We start from the raw sequence: 15,843 nt of genomic DNA on the forward strand, positions 1-15,843 counted from the left end.
TACCTGTTTTAATTATCTATCAGTAAATTTAAAAAATAAAGTATAGTGAATTCAGATTATTGGATAAAGTATTGTAAATAATATCCAAACACTATATAATAGTATTAATCTAATTAAAATGAGGAGGCATTCTTTTGCTTCTTTTCTTAGGTCGCCAATGTGGTAAGAAAAGAAGTCCCCTAAAAACAACAAAAGGGATAATGAATATCCCTCAAATAATATCGCAACCTGTTTGGTAAAATGTGCCGGAATGAATGGTGGGTAGACATCCCATTTTGCCAAAGAGGTTGCTCCGATTTATGCAAAAAGACTGTCCCGACCATCGGGAGGGAGTGTCTTTTTGCCGCCCGATTTTCCAATCAGGCGACTTTTATAGGATGGGTTCGGAAATCTTTCAGGTTGTGAAAAATTCCCCTGTATGGTGTCAATCCATTACGGAACAAGCCCCATAACAGTGAACAACCCATCTGCACCAATGATGAATTGATAAACAAGTCCTGCTTTTCCAACGCTTCGGCAAGGGAACAGCTCGGTGTATCGTCTTCCAGTTCGGACTGTTTAAGCAGTTCGCCAAATTCATCCGTAACCATTGGGAGGCTCGCCACCGTTTCATATTTCTCTGAATTGGGTTGCTTTATCTCTCCGATAGTAGATAGTAAAACTTGCCCTGTATGTTGACTGTTGCCGAAGTCCAACCAATAACGTGGACGGTTGGAATAGGCTCTTCCGTTGCTCAATTCACTCAATATATCTGCAATTTCAAATCTTGCTTTTACGCTATCTACACAGGAAATATAAATACTTGCTCCTGCATTTTCTGGCAACCTCTTGTTATTGTCTTTTTCAAATTTCCTTGCTTCCGCTTTCCAGTTCGTACCTGAGAAGCGATTTATACGGTTAATGATAGCAACGGACTTGTACAAACCGACCTCACTTTCTGCAAAACGCTGTCTTCCTAAATTGGCTTGGGTAATTACATCATCATCCCAAAGACGAATAAAAAACCCTTCGTGTCCTAACTCGTTTAGGCTGTGGTTCATTTCAAGCAAGGCAGTCATTACTTTTGAGCCTGTGCCACCTGCACCGATTACGTTTACTGTTATCGGGTTGGTAGGGTTTATCAAATCGCTGTCCGTAAAATGGACTTTTAAAATTTCTTTGCTCATTACAATATCGTTTTTATGGTCTTATTTGTATTTTTCAATACATCTTTAGGAAAGGCTTTGTCTGTGTCAATAAGGTCTTTCCAAAGGCTTACACAATTCCCTTTTATGGGATTATGTTCGTTTACCAAGTGACTGAAATAGCTGTTAAAAAAGTAGCTTTCCCACGCTTGCATAAATTCTTCAACCGAAGCAGAATTTTCGATGTTGATATCTACAGTTCCCATACATACGTGTCCGTCCTCGTACACGTTGAAAAACGGTGCATGAAACAATACGGTATTCTCGGTAGGTCTGCGGTCTTTTTCGAGGGCAAAAACAATAAGGCTCTGCTTATTTGCATACCAAAGCATTGCAGGCACATCTGCCGTACCATTTGGTATTTCAAGACTTTCAGTAAAGTACATTTTGGCTTTTCGTGCCTTGGTGTACCAAAGTACCGTACCGTTTTCACTCAGATTAATGTGCAGGACGTTGGTAGGTAGAATACCATTAGATTTTAAAAATGCCTTGCTCTTTTCTTTTTTGGTATTGAGTGCTTTTGCCAATTCTTTGGCTTCTCTTTCAGTCAAAGGATGGGCGTTGATAGGATTACCGTTCTTGTCCATATCAAAATGCTCTACATAGGTGTTTTTATTATTCCCTTTGGTTTTGTAAAAAACCAAAGCCGATAAAGGGTGGTAAAGCGTTCCGAAGTCTTGTGTTATATCTTTCATGTTTGTGTATCTAAAAGTTATTCAGTATGTATATCAATTCCTCAATTAAGGCAAAAACACGGTTTTCAAATTCAAGGGTATTGGTCGTAATGTCACTACCATCAAACTGTTTTACAATGGTGGGTTCTTCCATCTGTCCGTATTCCTGCAACTCGGTGTTCACGCTGTCGAAAAGTGTTTGGAACAAAATACCTTTTGCATCGGCACAGAACGAAACGTACTTTTCCATACCTATACTATTTTCCATATCTTCTTCGCTTGCTTCTCCGTTTGGCAGGGCATTCCGGTTTATGGTGGCATTCGGGTATTGTTCATACAGGGCAAAGGCTTCACTTGCCAGTTTGTAGCAATCTTGGTCAAAGCTATCTTTGATTTTAAAGGAGTTTAAACGGACTGCAAATCGGCTCAAATTGTGCTTGTTATAAATTTTCTTTTCCATACGTTCGCCTATCTCTTCTGATTGCCTAATCTCGCTTAAATACGGTGTGGTGTCGTCATTCTCGTCATCACTTACAATCCAATCTGTTACCATTTCATAAATCCAATATAGGTAACTGTTTTCCTGCCGATAATAGGGAACATCTGCAATATGGTACAGGTAGGCACACACCGACTGCAATAACTGTACGGCTTGCTTACGGTTGGGGTTCTTGGATAGTCGGTACAATGGCACTACGGGAATGTAATACAAGGTTGCACCTGTACTGTATCGTTCTTCACTTACGAAATACATTTTTTTGCTATCCTGTATCAAACGGAGTTCTTCCCAATCACGAAACTTCTTTCTCAATTGTTCCTCTGTATCATCTAAAGCCAAAGCGATATTGTAGGGATAGCCGTATTGCCTGGACTGCATAGGTTGTATGCCGTAATGCCCTGCCAATTTAGAAAGGGACTGATAGAAATCTCTTTCCGTCTTTTCGGATTTTCCACAAGCCTGTACGGTTTGTGCTTCTTGCAGTTTAGGCAGGAATGAGCATTTTAGAAAACCATTGGTAACATCGCTATCGGTACGGATTTCGGTTTGTCTTTTCTTATTTCGTCTGCGTTTTTTGGTCTTTGCATCCAATCTGCAAACTCGCCCAACTGTTTGTGCAAAGCCTTTTGTTTGGGTTGCTGTGGGGTTTTGATGATGCCCGATATTATATTGCGTTGCATAATTCATTTTTTTGATTTTTGGTTTAACCTTTCGTTCCCATTACACTCTCAAATCGGTACTGTACTGTATCGTCACGGATAACAGGGGCAGATACTTTGGCAGTGGTCAATATCGGATAAGAATTTGCATAGAAATTCATCACAGCTTCCACACTCCATTTGGGTTCGGGGTCGGTCAGTTTAATTTGCTGTCCTTTATCGTTGAGTATAAATACCCTTTCTAATTGCGTTGCTAATAACATGATGCTCGTTTTAAGTGTTAAACAATTGGTTTACTCTGCTCCGAAAAGGCTCGGTGTTGAAAACTTCTCCGATAATTCCGTTTTGCGTTTACGGATTTCGTCCGCTTTTTCGGGGAACTCCGTTATATCGGGTACTTTCATCCACGCATCACGGAATTTGCCTTCTTTCTCCAGTTCGTCAGCCTTTGCCATACCGTCTTTATACTTCTTGTCTTTGGCTTCCTTTTCCTTTTTCTCTTTCTCTGCTTTTTCTTTCTCCATTGCCGATTGCTTTTTGGCTTCTTCCAATTGCTTCATAAATACTTCCATATCCACCATTAAGCCCGAAGCCTTTTGTATAGGTGTGGTTATCTGCTCAAAAAATCCCTCGTCAAACTCCTGTGGTGTAGCGTTAAATGTCAATGGGGGAATGAGGTTTTTGGCGTTATCTCCGCATTGCTCGTTGTTGAGTATTACTGATACAATTAGGTTGCTTTCTGCTCCTTTGGCTATGTTTAGTTGTAAAATTCCTGTAAAGTCCAACTGTGCTATCTGATTGAAAAAATTTGCGTTCATAGTTCTGAAATTTTAATTGTTGTTGTTTTTTCCTTTGCTTTTTCTAGTTTCTCGTGCATATCTGCCCAATAGGCTTTTTGCCGTTTGTCAAACTCGGAGAAACTTTTATCCTCGTGGCGATACTCTTTGTACTGCCTTGCTATTTCAATAGCTTCTCTGAGGTTCGTTACCTCAATAAGACAACCGTTCAAGTCTGTTATTTTCATAGCAATGATAGTTTTCGTTCTAAAAGTGTTTCTAGTATCTCACAATCGCTATCGAATGTTTTCCCCTCGAAATGGTACGTATCTGTTTCTTCATTGAAATTGTATTGCTCAAAATCCTCGTCCTCTAAATAAATATCTGTGAGTACCTTGTCAAAAAATGTTGCTCTGCCATATACTAGATTGCCTATTTCTTCATAATCGTGTGTAAAATTCACATCGTAATGTTCCGCTATCTTTTGAATGATTTCTATATTAGGCGACCACTTTGTTTCATACTGAAATTGTCCTTCATCGCCCTCGTTCCAATAGATATTGAAGAAATAACCGCCATTGTCTTTAGAAATAAATTCGGGTAATTGTCCTTCTTCTGTTTCTTCTTCCTCTTTCTTCATTAATTGAAAAAGTTTCTGTATTGCTGTGATTGTTTCGGGTTTCCCCTCGAATACAACTGTATTACTGCACCAATTTGCCATAATGAATATTTTTAGTGGGCTACCACCGATGAAAGCGGTAGCCTGTTGTTATTTAATTAAGATTAAAGATTTCTGCTCCGTCTAATGCAAAGCCATTACACAATTCAAATGCTTTCTGTGACTTGAGTTGAGCAGTTCCACCCAATACAATACTCTGTAACTTGGCTTCATCATCTTTGTACTTTCTTACGTTCTGATAGTAGCCAGTAACCGCATTATACGCTCCGAACAATGTACCTTTGGTAGTGTCCATTTGTTGGGTGTCGCTTATCATTGCGTATGCAAAGGCATCCTCTACGGTGTTTTTGAACACGGTGGAAATTTCATCTTCTGCACCTTTTTTGATAAGGTCAAGCGTTTCCTTATTCGGGCAAAGTGCCAATTGTATTAGCTTTTTAACTTCACGGTCTGTTACCTTTACTTTTGCCCATTCGTTAAAAATCCCCTCTAATTGGTCGCTCAATGTGTTCGCAAGTCCCATAATCTTATGAGCGTTCTCGATACGTTGTTTCGCTCCCGAAGTGTGCTTGATACGGACTACATTGGTCATACTTCGTAATGAAGCGTTTAAGGTATTTTGGCAAACAATACGGATTGGTGTAAATGCGGCTGTGATACTTCCGCTACCATCGTGCGAAGTGGTTAAGAAAATGTACTTTTCCGTAACATCATCGCCATTACCCACACGGATATAGTCGGGCAGTTTGGCTGTGATGAAAATGCGTTCTCCGTTGCCTAATGCTCCTGCGGTTTCGTACAGAATGCCCTCGTCACCGCCTACAATAGCATCAAAGAAATTAAAGGCTTCACGGTTTTGTACAATGTGGTAATCCTTGCCGACTACTCCCAATACTTTATTGTTATCGGTGCGAATGTTAGCGTAATAATTAGGCACTTCTAATTCAGTACTGCCTATCTCTGTGCCATTGGTGGTTTCGATAATGTCCGAACCTTTTGTAAACAATGGAGATTTTACGACTTCATAATCTAACCCTGCATATTTGATAGCTTCCTCGCTTGTAGGGTATTGCTCCACGATTTGCCCTAAACCGTGCCACGCTTTTTGTTGTACGCTAAAGAATGAATAACGCCCTGTTCTCTCGTTGAAATTGATATTATGTGCCATGATAAAATGATTTTAAATGTTTGAAATATTCGTTGTTAAAATGGGAGATCGTCCTCTGACTTGTTGTTGCTTGTTCCTGTGGTAGTTTGTGCGGTTTCTGATTTCTTGCCCCCTCCGTGCAGTTTGATGTTTGAGGTATGGAAATTCAATCCTGCGTGTGCTTCTCCGTCATTACCTGTCCACGCCCTAGCACTTACCCTGCCTGTCAGCTCCACCAATGTACCTTTAGTGAGTATCTTCGCTACATTTGGGCTTATCCAGTATGAGCAATCGAAATAGGTAGTTTGCTCTATGCGTTCGCCCTGTTTGTTACGGTAGCTGTCGTTGGTTGCTATCGAAAAATTTACTACTTGTTTTTCTTGTGACGTTGTGCGTACTTCCGCATCCCTTGTCAGTCTTCCTGTGATGTTCATCTTCTTTAATTTTTAGTTATTGTTTTTTAGATTTATTCGGCAATGAGAGGAGGTGCTGTTTCGTTTCATTACCATTTCCAATGTTTTTAATCTTTCTGTCTGACATTTTTTTTATTCGTTTAAAGAGCCGGAGTATGCTATGTTTCGTTTCACGAGCATAAAAGGTTCGTGTTTAGCAGCACCAAGGTTTTGGAAAAAAATACTACCCAAAGGGTGGAGATTATTTTCCAAACTTGCTTGACCTTTGTGATGCGTTAAGAACACGGAAATACCTTTGCTCTTGAAATGGGACAAAAAAGCATACGGGTCTTTGGATAAAATGAATGTGGAAGCCAAGAAGATGGCATTGAGAAATGGTTTACAGTGAATTGAAATAACACTTCCAATTCGCTGAATTTTTAAAACACTTTTTTAAAGCTGTGTGGCTATTAGAGCCACACTTACGGAGGATTAAAAAATTATTTTGTATGGGAGAAGTTGATGGCAATATTTTTTAATCTTCTGTTCCAGGAGTAGCCGAAAAGCTCTTTTACAGTAGGGGAATAGGAAAGTAAAGTAAATGTGCTTTGGCTACAAAAAGTATGGGCATAAAAAAAGCAGAACCGATAAGTTCTGCTCGTTATTGATAGAAGTTAATTATAAGACTGTTAAAAATGCGTCTTCAATCTCCTTAAATTTAGGTGCCACCAAATCCATATCCTTGCTGATTTTTTGACTTGTAATCTTGGCGTAAATCTGTGTGGTAGAAATGTTTTTATGCCCCATCATTTTGCTAAGGCTTTCAAGTGGAACACCTTCGGTCAGGAACATAGTAGCAAAGGTGTGGCGTGCAGTATGAAAGGTTACTTTCTGTTCTGTAACAATTTCTGCTTCTTCTATCATTTTCTTTACGTGGCTATTGCAGGTAGCATTGGAAGGAACAGGAAATACATAATCACTACGTGTAACTCCCCTGTATTTTTCAATTATACGCTTCGGAATTTCCAATAGGCGGACGTTTGAAGCAACATCTGATTTTTTTCTTCTGCTGATGATCCATTGGTGTCCATCAAAAAATGACTGTATATTGCTCCATTTCAGCTTTTGAATATCAATATAAGAAAGCCCTGTAAAGCAACTGAAAATGAAAATATCTTTTACAAATTCATATTTGTCCTTAGACGGTTTTAGAAGCATTAGCTTTTCTACATTCTCCTTTAAAAGATAGCTACGATCAGTTTCTTCCATACTGATTTCGTAATCTTCAAAAGGGTTTTGGCGTATAAGACCTTTTTTAATCGCAAGATCAGCCAAAGCAATAACCGGCATGGTATAAACCCAAACCGTATTATGTGTACATTCTTTATCTATTCGTAGAAAGAAATCGAACTCCCGGATAAAGTCTGAGGTAAGTTCCCGAAATGCCAAATCTTCCCTGTGATAGCGTTCCTTGATAAATTCATTAAGATGGTTGTATACAGTCTTGTATTTATTGTAAGTATTCTGAGAACGTTTTCCTTTGTTGACCATCCTTTCAAAATCCTCATTCTGGTCTTTAAATACTTTAAGGATGGCATCATCCATTACACCAACCCCTAAAAAGGACAGCTTTACTTTTTGTGCAGTTGCAAAGCCTTCATCCTTGAGCATATCATCGTAAATCTTGTTGATACGTACCCGAATATTGTCCAATTTGAGATTGGTACTCAGGGCCTGGGCACTTTTACCTAAAACTCTTCCGTGCTTTAAATCCCAATTATTGGGGTTGATGTCCAGTTTGGTACTAAAGGATTTGGGCGTTCCGTCAATAGTGATACGTCCCATAACAGGCACGTTTCCGTTCTTCTTAGGTTCATTCTTCTTCAGGTAGAAAAGCAGTTTGAACGTGGATCTTTTCTCTTGTTCCATAACTCAATTGTTTAACGTTTAAAATTAAATTTTATTGAGTTACAAGGGGATATGAAAATAAGTGCAAATGACTGAAATATAACGCATTATATCGTTATCGATTAGATTATAGTCAGTAACGATTTAGTAACCTAACCCTGTCATTTTAAGCTCAAAATCTGTCGGACACCTACTTCCAAATTTTTCCTCATGTTTTATAACCTGCTGTATATGAATGGTCTTAACCATTTTGCTTATTTTTGCTTTCTTCTAATATTTTTTTAAAAAAAAAATAAAAAGGATTTCCGTTTCTCCCGAAGCTTCGGGACAGGGCTAGGATCCGGTGGTAAAATTAAACATTTCGTTTCAAAATCAAATTAACATTTCGTTACAATTCAAAAGATAAAAATGTCTGCATTAATAAAGTATCTTTGTCGGGAAAAATCCTGAAGGCAGAGATTAGATACTAGAAGTCAGAAATTAGAAATTTTTATCAACACTTCCTAGCTACTAACTTCCAACTTCTAACTTTTAAAAATGCGTTACTTCATCAAATTTTCATACAAAGGAACAAACTATCACGGTTGGCAATATCAACCGAATGCGACTTCCGTGCAGGAAACCTTGACAAAAGCACTATCAGTTGTCTTGAATTCCGAGTTGGAAATTATGGGTGCCGGACGAACGGATACAGGAGTTCATGCCAAGGAAATGTTTGGACATTTTGATTTTCAAAAAGAAATTGAAATTCCCACATTAATCCACAAGCTCAATTCTTTTTTGTCAAAAGACATCGCTGTTCATGATATTATTCCCGTTCACGATGAAGCTCATGCTCGATTTGATGCAACAAAACGAACTTATGAATACCACATCAATACGACCAAAAATGTTTTCTTGGAAGAATTAAGCTGGTATTATCATCAGAAATTAGACGTTAATCTGATGAATGAAGCGGGGAAAATATTATTAAAGCACATGGATTTTCAATGTTTTTCAAAAGTACACACAGATGTAAATACCTTCAACTGTAAAATTACCGAAGCTTTTTGGAAACAAGAAAACGACCAACTTGTTTTTACCATTTCTGCCGACCGATTTTTACGCAATATGGTTCGAGCAATCGTAGGAACATTGGTTTATGTTGGTCTTGGCAAAATTACACTTGAAGATTTTAACGCCATTGTTGAAAGCAAGGACAGGGGCAAGGCAGGTTTTTCAGTTCCTGCACACGGATTATATTTAACTGAAATAAAATACGATTATATTAAGGAGTAAGAAGTTTTAATCTAAACTCTAAAATCTAAAGATAGTAAATGAAAGCAAAAGCATTCGATACAAAAGTATTCAAGAGGATCATGTTTTATACCAAGCCTTACAAATGGAGGTTTAACGGTGTAATCATTTGGGCAATTTCACTTTCAATTTTTGCCGCACTTCGTCCTTATTTATTGAAAGAAACCGTTGATGGATACATTCAAACCGAAGATGCAAAGGGGTTACTGTATTATATTATCCTGATGGGGATTGTACTTCTTCTGGAGGTTATTTCACAGTTTTATTTCGTGTTTTGGGCCAATTGGCTTGGTCAAGATATCGTAAAGGATATCCGGACGAAACTCTTCAAGCACATGCTGAGTTTTAGGATGAAATATTTCGACAATGTACCAGTTGGACAATTAGTTACACGTTCGGTTTCGGATATTGAAGCGATTGCCAAAATTTTCAGTCAAGGTCTTTTTATGATCATCAGTGACTTGATGAAAATGGTAGTGGTGTTGTTTTTTATGTTTTATATGAATTGGAATTTGGCTTGGATCGTAATTATTGCCATGCCAATCTTGGTCATTGCGACAAGAGTTTTCCAGAAAAAAATGCAAGTAGCTTTCGAGGAAGTTCGAACTCAGATATCCAACTTAAATACTTTTGTTCAAGAACGAGTGACAGGAATGAAAATCGTGCAACTTTTTAACCGCGAAGAAATCGAGGCTCAAAAGTTCAGTGAAATCAATGCCAAGCACAACAAGGCTTGGATCAAAACCGTTTGGTACAACTCCATCTTTTTCCCCATTGCCGATATTATTTCTTCACTGACTCTAGGTATGGTGGTTTGGTATGGCGGAATTTTGATTCTGGGAGGTCAAACCGAAACAACTTTTGGTGATTTGTTTACCTATACCATGTTTATTGGGATGTTGTATAATCCGTTACGACAAATTGCTGATAAGTTCAATGAGATGCAAATGGGGATGATTGCTGCAAATCGTGTTTTTGATATTTTGGATACTCAGGATCAAATTCAGGATAAAGGCACTCTCGAAGCACCTAATTTTAAAGGAGAAATCGTTTTTGAAGATGTACATTTCGGTTATATTGAAAAGGAAGAAGTAATCAAGGGAATTAATTTGAAAGTAAAAGAGAGCGAAACCATAGCCATTGTTGGTGCTACTGGAGCAGGAAAATCAACAATCATCAACTTGTTGAATCGTTTTTATGAAATCAACAAAGGAGCTATTTTTATTGATGGAGAGAACATCAATCATTATAGTTTGGAATCACTTCGAAAGCAAATTGCTGTGGTGTTGCAGGATGTTTTTCTTTTTGCTGATACGATTTACAACAACATCACATTGAATAATCCTGAAATTACAAGAGACCACGTTTTGGCTGCAGCCAAAAAAATAGGCGTTCACAATTTTATTATGAGTTTGCCAAATGGATATGACTATAATGTAAAGGAACGTGGGGTGATGCTATCTTCGGGACAACGACAATTGATTGCTTTTTTGAGGGCTTATGTCAGTAATCCAAGTATTTTGATTTTAGATGAGGCCACTTCGTCTATCGATACCTATTCAGAAGAATTGATTCAAAGAGCAACAGAAACCATTACCAAAGGAAGAACTTCGATTGTAATTGCACATCGATTAGCAACAATTGTCAATGCTGATAAAATCATTGTGATGGACAAAGGTTTGATTGTAGAACAGGGAAGTCATTTTGAGTTGTTGCAAAATGAGAATGGTTTTTACAAGCGTTTGTATGATTCGCAGTTTGCTGTGGAAAAGGCAGAATAGTTTTTTCGCAAAGTTAGGAATGATTCCAAAGTGAAAATGGACTCCTTAATAGCCCCGATTGGAGCAAATAGCTTTTTGTTCTGGTGTTCAGAACAAAAACTATTGTGGAAAGCGGGAATATAGTTTCACAATACAAACCAACCCCTTTGCTCTAAAAAAATAACAACTTTGAAGTTTTCTTAAAAGAGAATAAATGCTTAATTTCGCAACTGAAAAATTCATTTAGAAATTATAGTAAATGAAATGAGCTTAGGCGAATTACATTTTCACAAAATCAAATAAAATAAAAAAAAATGAAATACGATATTATTGTTTTAGGAAGTGGTCCTGGTGGTTATGTAACGGCTATTAGAGCTTCGCAATTGGGATTTAAAACGGCTATTATTGAAAAAGAAAGCCTTGGTGGAATTTGTTTGAACTGGGGTTGCATTCCAACAAAAGCCTTGTTGAAATCGGCTCAAGTTTTTGATTACCTAAAACATGCTTCTGATTATGGCTTGACTGTTTCGGAATTTGATAAAGATTTTAGTGCTGTAATCCAGCGTTCTAGAGGTGTTGCCGACGGAATGAGCAAGGGGATTCAGTTTTTGATGAAGAAAAACAAGATTGATGTTCTGGAAGGAACTGGAAAAGCAAAGCCAGGAAAGAAAATCGATGTTACGGATCAAGACGGAAAAACGACAGAATATTCAGCCGATCATATTATAATTGCTACTGGAGCTCGCTCTCGTGAGTTGCCAAACTTGCCGCAGGATGGTAAGAAGGTAATTGGTTACCGCCAAGCAATGACGTTGCCAGAACAGCCAAAATCAATGATTGTTGTGGGTTCTGGAGCTATTGGAGTTGAGTTTGCTCATTTCTATAACTCGATGGGAACCGATGTAACAATTGTGGAATTCATGCCAAATATCGTTCCGGTTGAGGATGAAGATATCTCAAAACAAATGGAGCGTTCGATGAAGAAAGCGGGTGTGAAAATCATGACCAATTCTTCTGTTGAAAAAATTGATACTTCAGGAAACGGAGTAAAAGCAACTGTAAAAACGGCAAAAGGAGAAGAAATTCTAGAAGCTGATATCTTGCTTTCGGCTGTTGGAATTAAATCAAACATTGAAAATATAGGTTTGGAAGAAGTTGGTATTGCAACAGATAGAGATAAAATCTTGGTGAATGCTTTCTATCAAACTAATGTTCCAGGGTATTATGCCATTGGAGATGTAGTTCCGGGTCCGGCTTTGGCTCACGTAGCTTCTGCGGAAGGAATTACTTGTGTGGAGAAAATAGCAGGTCTTCATGTTGATGCTATCGATTATGGAAATATACCTGGTTGTACGTATGCCACTCCGGAAATTGCTTCTGTTGGTTTGACTGAAAAAGCAGCGAAGGAAAAAGGATATGAATTGAAAATTGGAAAATTCCCATTCTCAGCTTCAGGGAAAGCAAGTGCAGCTGGAACAAAAGATGGTTTTGTAAAAGTAATCTTTGATGCCAAATACGGCGAATGGTTAGGCTGCCACATGATTGGTGCTGGAGTTACGGATATGATTGCTGAGGCAGTTGTAGCTCGTAAATTAGAAACTACAGGTCACGAAATCATCAAATCAATCCATCCACACCCAACAATGAGCGAGGCTATTATGGAAGCTGCAGCTGATGCTTATGGAGAGGTGATTCACTTGTAAGAAATTCAAGTTTTATAGATAATATTAAATCCGCTGAAAAGCGGATTTTTTTGTTTTATAAAAGGGTATAAATTACGAAGTTTTTAAGATGAAAATGTTAATAACTTACGGACTAAAACAAGCATTTTTAAGCTATTATCCCTCGCGTTTTCATATATTTGTTCGTTAAACAAAAAATCATTCAGAATAATATATAAATATGAGCGAAGAAGTTAATAAGCACAATTATTCAGCAGATAGTATTCAGGCATTAGAAGGGATGGAGCACGTTAGAATGCGTCCGTCGATGTATATTGGAGATGTTGGGGTTAGAGGTTTGCACCACTTGGTTTATGAGGTGGTAGATAACTCTATCGATGAGGCGATGGGAGGTCATTGTGATACCATCGGAGTTTGGATTAACGAAGACGGATCGATTACTGTTGAAGACAACGGTCGTGGTATTCCAGTTGATTTACATAAAAAAGAAGGTGTTTCGGCACTTGAGGTTGTAATGACCAAAATTGGAGCTGGGGGTAAGTTTGATAAAGATTCCTATAAAGTTTCTGGAGGTTTGCACGGTGTGGGTGTTTCTGTGGTAAATGCCTTGTCCAATCACATGAAATCTACGGTTTTTCGTGATGGAAAAATTTATGAGCAGGAGTATGAAAAAGGAAAAGCTTTATATCCTGTAAAGCAAGTTGGTGAAACTGAAAAAAGAGGGACACGCCAGACTTTTTATCCAGATGATACGATTTTTACGCAAACAACAGAATTTTCATACGATACATTGTCGGCTCGTATGCGTGAACTTTCGTTCTTGAATAAAGGAATCACAATTACTTTTACAGACAAGAGAGAAAAAGATAAGGACGGAAATTTCGTTTCAGAATTATTTCATTCAGATGAAGGTTTGAAAGAATATATTCGTTATTTAGATGGAAATCGTGAGCCAATTATTTCTCACGTAATTTCAATGGACCACGAAAAAGGAGAAATTCCAGTTGAGGTTGCCTTGATTTACAATACAAGCTACACGGAGAATATTTTTTCTTACGTAAATAATATCAATACGCACGAAGGTGGAACGCATTTGCAAGGTTTTAGAAGTGGTTTGACAAGAACGCTTAAAAAATATGCCGATGCTTCTGGAATGTTGGACAAATTGAAATTTGAAATTGCTGGAGATGACTTCCGTGAAGGATTAACAGCAATTATTTCGGTTAAAGTAGCCGAGCCTCAATTTGAAGGGCAAACCAAAACCAAATTAGGAAACAGAGAAGTTGTTTCGCCAGTAAGTCAGGCAGTGTCTGAAATGTTGGAAAATTATTTGGAAGAAAATCCAAACGATGCTCGAATCATTATTCAGAAAGTAATCCTTGCAGCTCAAGCACGTCATGCGGCTAAAAAAGCACGTGAAATGGTGCAACGTAAAACCGTAATGGGTGGTGGCGGATTGCCAGGAAAATTATCAGATTGTTCTGAGCAAGATCCAGCAAAATGTGAAGTATACTTAGTTGAGGGAGATTCGGCTGGTGGAACGGCAAAACAAGGCCGTGACCGAAACTTTCAAGCTATTTTGCCTTTGAGAGGTAAGATTCTGAATGTTGAAAAAGCGATGCAGCATAAGGTTTTTGAAAACGAAGAGATTCGAAATATATTCACTGCTTTAGGTGTAACAATTGGTACTGCGGAAGACAGTAAGGCTTTGAATCTTGAAAAGTTAAGATATCATAAGGTAATTATCATGTGTGATGCCGATGTCGATGGTAGTCACATTGCTACTTTGATTCTTACTTTCTTTTTCCGTTTTATGCGTGAATTGATTGAAGACGGACACGTTTATATTGCTGCACCACCTTTATATTTGGTTAAAAAAGGAAATAAAAAAGAATATGCTTGGAATGATGTTCAACGTGATCAGGCAAATGAGAGAATGGGAGGAAGTGCTGCAATCCAACGTTACAAAGGTCTTGGAGAGATGAATGCCGAACAATTGTGGGAAACTACAATGGATCCGAATTTCAGAACTTTACGTCAGGTAACTATTGACAGTCTTGCAGAAGCAGATAGAATCTTCTCTATGCTAATGGGAGATGAAGTTCCGCCAAGAAGGGAATTTATAGAAAAGAACGCTGTTTACGCTAATATCGATGCGTAAATCGGTACTAAAAGGAATCGTTGTTGTATCTGTTTTTTGCTTTGGCAAAACAAATGCTCAATCTTTGCCAGGTGACGAATTAGCCCTGTTGATAAAAGATGCGATTTTTTTTACTGATAAATATGTTACACCTGCTACAGATGCCGCCGTTTATCAAGCGGCATCCGGCTGGGTGAATACTGCTAAAAAAGCAAAACTTTGGGATTTTACTTTGGGATTGCACGGAAATGTTTTTTTTGTTCCACAATCGGATCGTCATTTCAGACTTTCGAATAGTGATCTTTCATTTTTTAGAATTAAAGAAGAAGGTGTGGAAAGTGCCTTAACGCCTTCCGCTTTAGGAAATGATCAATATGTGGAGTTGGTTGGAGAACTTGGTGATAGTCCAGTTTCGCTTAGAACACCGGAAGGAATAGATCGAGAAGTAGTGGTTTATCCCTATCTTCAAGGTTCGTTGGGACTAGGGTACGGAACAGAAGTTATTGGTAAGTTTTCTCCAAGAATTAAATTGAAAAATGTTGATTATCAGGTGTATGGTTTAGGTTTGAAGCATAATCTTAGTCAGTATTTTTCTGGTTTAGAGAAAAGAAACTTGCATCTTTCTGTTTTGGCTGCCTATTCTAAAGAAGATCTAACAGTTAATTTCTTAGATGTAGAAACTACTTATGGAAACCTTGGTTTAAATGCATTAAACAGCTTGATTGATACTTGGCAATTTCAAATTAATGCTTCAAAAGAATTTGCGAAATTTGAGATTTCTGCTGGTTTAATTATGAATACAAGTGATTTTGAGTATAAAGTTAATGGGCCGAAAGGTGAAATTGAGAAAATAACACCATTACAGGATGTTTTGAACGGTCAATTGAAATCGATTGCCCGAACTACATTCAATGGAATAGGAGAAGTTTCGGGAAGGTATCAATTTCACCATTTTTATATACAACAAACGCTTGCTTTTGGTAAATTTGTAAACTCAAATACCGCATTACAATACGAATTCTAATTATTAAATATAAAAACAACATA

Annotated in this window: 15 protein-coding genes; 5 read left to right on the top strand and 10 right to left on the bottom strand. The window is 37.9% G+C overall.

The window, feature by feature from the left end:
- Positions 1-359: 359 nt before the first annotated feature.
- The 10 genes from G508_RS0117280 to G508_RS0117325 form a co-directional block, all read right to left on the bottom strand.
- On the bottom strand, positions 360-1,166 hold the full coding sequence (locus G508_RS0117280; RefSeq protein ID WP_026706485.1) for a PRTRC system ThiF family protein: 807 nt from the start codon (positions 1,164-1,166) through the stop codon (positions 360-362).
- A complete protein-coding gene (locus G508_RS0117285) occupies positions 1,166-1,879 on the bottom strand; it encodes a PRTRC system protein B (protein WP_026706486.1) in 714 nt (237 codons plus the stop codon). The genes G508_RS0117280 and G508_RS0117285 overlap by 1 nt, the downstream gene beginning before the upstream one ends.
- A gap of 10 nt (positions 1,880-1,889) precedes the next feature.
- Complete coding sequence (locus G508_RS0117290; RefSeq protein ID WP_026706487.1) at positions 1,890-3,044, bottom strand: hypothetical protein; 1,155 nt, start codon at positions 3,042-3,044, stop codon at positions 1,890-1,892.
- Positions 3,045-3,060: 16 nt separating this feature from the next.
- Positions 3,061-3,279, bottom strand: a complete 219-nt coding sequence (locus G508_RS0117295; protein ID WP_013406998.1) for a PRTRC system protein C — start codon at positions 3,277-3,279, stop codon at positions 3,061-3,063.
- A gap of 30 nt (positions 3,280-3,309) precedes the next feature.
- Entirely contained in the window at positions 3,310-3,834 is a 525-nt protein-coding gene (locus G508_RS0117300; protein ID WP_026706488.1) for a PRTRC system protein E, read from the bottom strand.
- Positions 3,831-4,040: a hypothetical protein gene (locus G508_RS0117305; RefSeq protein WP_026706489.1), complete on the bottom strand. Its 210-nt coding sequence runs from the start codon at positions 4,038-4,040 to the stop codon at positions 3,831-3,833. The genes G508_RS0117300 and G508_RS0117305 overlap by 4 nt, the downstream gene beginning before the upstream one ends.
- Entirely contained in the window at positions 4,037-4,513 is a 477-nt protein-coding gene (locus G508_RS0117310) for a DUF1281 family ferredoxin-like fold protein (RefSeq protein WP_026706490.1), read from the bottom strand. The genes G508_RS0117305 and G508_RS0117310 overlap by 4 nt, the downstream gene beginning before the upstream one ends.
- A 52-nt stretch (positions 4,514-4,565) precedes the next feature.
- Complete coding sequence (locus G508_RS0117315; RefSeq protein WP_026706491.1) at positions 4,566-5,639, bottom strand: DUF932 domain-containing protein; 1,074 nt, start codon at positions 5,637-5,639, stop codon at positions 4,566-4,568.
- A gap of 35 nt (positions 5,640-5,674) precedes the next feature.
- Positions 5,675-6,052, bottom strand: coding sequence for a single-stranded DNA-binding protein (locus G508_RS0117320; RefSeq protein ID WP_026706492.1), 378 nt, complete (start codon positions 6,050-6,052; stop codon positions 5,675-5,677).
- A gap of 636 nt (positions 6,053-6,688) precedes the next feature.
- Positions 6,689-7,939, bottom strand: coding sequence for a site-specific integrase (locus G508_RS0117325; protein ID WP_026706493.1), 1,251 nt, complete (start codon positions 7,937-7,939; stop codon positions 6,689-6,691).
- Positions 7,940-8,455: 516 nt separating this feature from the next.
- Here G508_RS0117325 and truA point away from each other — a divergent pair.
- The 5 genes from truA (at position 8,456) to G508_RS0117350 (ending at position 15,820) form a co-directional block, all read left to right on the top strand.
- Entirely contained in the window at positions 8,456-9,196 is a 741-nt protein-coding gene (gene truA, locus G508_RS0117330; protein ID WP_026706494.1) for a tRNA pseudouridine(38-40) synthase TruA, read from the top strand.
- A gap of 38 nt (positions 9,197-9,234) precedes the next feature.
- On the top strand, positions 9,235-10,995 hold the full coding sequence (locus G508_RS0117335) for an ABC transporter ATP-binding protein (protein ID WP_026706495.1): 1,761 nt from the start codon (positions 9,235-9,237) through the stop codon (positions 10,993-10,995).
- Positions 10,996-11,288: 293 nt separating this feature from the next.
- On the top strand, positions 11,289-12,677 hold the full coding sequence (lpdA, locus tag G508_RS0117340) for a dihydrolipoyl dehydrogenase (protein ID WP_026706496.1): 1,389 nt from the start codon (positions 11,289-11,291) through the stop codon (positions 12,675-12,677).
- A 199-nt stretch (positions 12,678-12,876) separates the two neighbouring features.
- Positions 12,877-14,817: a DNA topoisomerase (ATP-hydrolyzing) subunit B gene (gene gyrB, locus G508_RS0117345; RefSeq protein ID WP_026706497.1), complete on the top strand. Its 1,941-nt coding sequence runs from the start codon at positions 12,877-12,879 to the stop codon at positions 14,815-14,817.
- Positions 14,810-15,820, top strand: a complete 1,011-nt coding sequence (locus G508_RS0117350; protein WP_026706498.1) for a DUF6588 family protein — start codon at positions 14,810-14,812, stop codon at positions 15,818-15,820. Before gyrB ends, G508_RS0117350 begins: the two co-directional genes overlap by 8 nt.
- Positions 15,821-15,843 lie beyond the last annotated feature (23 nt).

This window comes from Flavobacterium soli DSM 19725 (genome assembly GCF_000422705.1).
Taxonomy (GTDB): Bacteria; Bacteroidota; Bacteroidia; order Flavobacteriales; family Flavobacteriaceae; genus Flavobacterium; species Flavobacterium soli.

Coding starts and splice junctions, on each gene's coding strand:
- gyrB (WP_026706497.1), top strand. CDS start 12,877: ATGAGCGAAGAAGTTAATAAGCACAATTATTCAGCAGATAGTATTCAG.
- G508_RS0117310 (WP_026706490.1), bottom strand. CDS start 4,513: ATGGCAAATTGGTGCAGTAATACAGTTGTATTCGAGGGGAAACCCGAA.
- G508_RS0117280 (WP_026706485.1), bottom strand. CDS start 1,166: ATGAGCAAAGAAATTTTAAAAGTCCATTTTACGGACAGCGATTTGATA.
- G508_RS0117300 (WP_026706488.1), bottom strand. CDS start 3,834: ATGAACGCAAATTTTTTCAATCAGATAGCACAGTTGGACTTTACAGGA.
- G508_RS0117295 (WP_013406998.1), bottom strand. CDS start 3,279: ATGTTATTAGCAACGCAATTAGAAAGGGTATTTATACTCAACGATAAA.
- G508_RS0117350 (WP_026706498.1), top strand. CDS start 14,810: ATGCGTAAATCGGTACTAAAAGGAATCGTTGTTGTATCTGTTTTTTGC.
- G508_RS0117320 (WP_026706492.1), bottom strand. CDS start 6,052: ATGAACATCACAGGAAGACTGACAAGGGATGCGGAAGTACGCACAACG.
- lpdA (WP_026706496.1), top strand. CDS start 11,289: ATGAAATACGATATTATTGTTTTAGGAAGTGGTCCTGGTGGTTATGTA.
- G508_RS0117305 (WP_026706489.1), bottom strand. CDS start 4,040: ATGAAAATAACAGACTTGAACGGTTGTCTTATTGAGGTAACGAACCTC.
- G508_RS0117315 (WP_026706491.1), bottom strand. CDS start 5,639: ATGGCACATAATATCAATTTCAACGAGAGAACAGGGCGTTATTCATTC.
- G508_RS0117335 (WP_026706495.1), top strand. CDS start 9,235: ATGAAAGCAAAAGCATTCGATACAAAAGTATTCAAGAGGATCATGTTT.
- G508_RS0117285 (WP_026706486.1), bottom strand. CDS start 1,879: ATGAAAGATATAACACAAGACTTCGGAACGCTTTACCACCCTTTATCG.
- G508_RS0117325 (WP_026706493.1), bottom strand. CDS start 7,939: ATGGAACAAGAGAAAAGATCCACGTTCAAACTGCTTTTCTACCTGAAG.
- truA (WP_026706494.1), top strand. CDS start 8,456: ATGCGTTACTTCATCAAATTTTCATACAAAGGAACAAACTATCACGGT.
- G508_RS0117290 (WP_026706487.1), bottom strand. CDS start 3,044: ATGAATTATGCAACGCAATATAATATCGGGCATCATCAAAACCCCACA.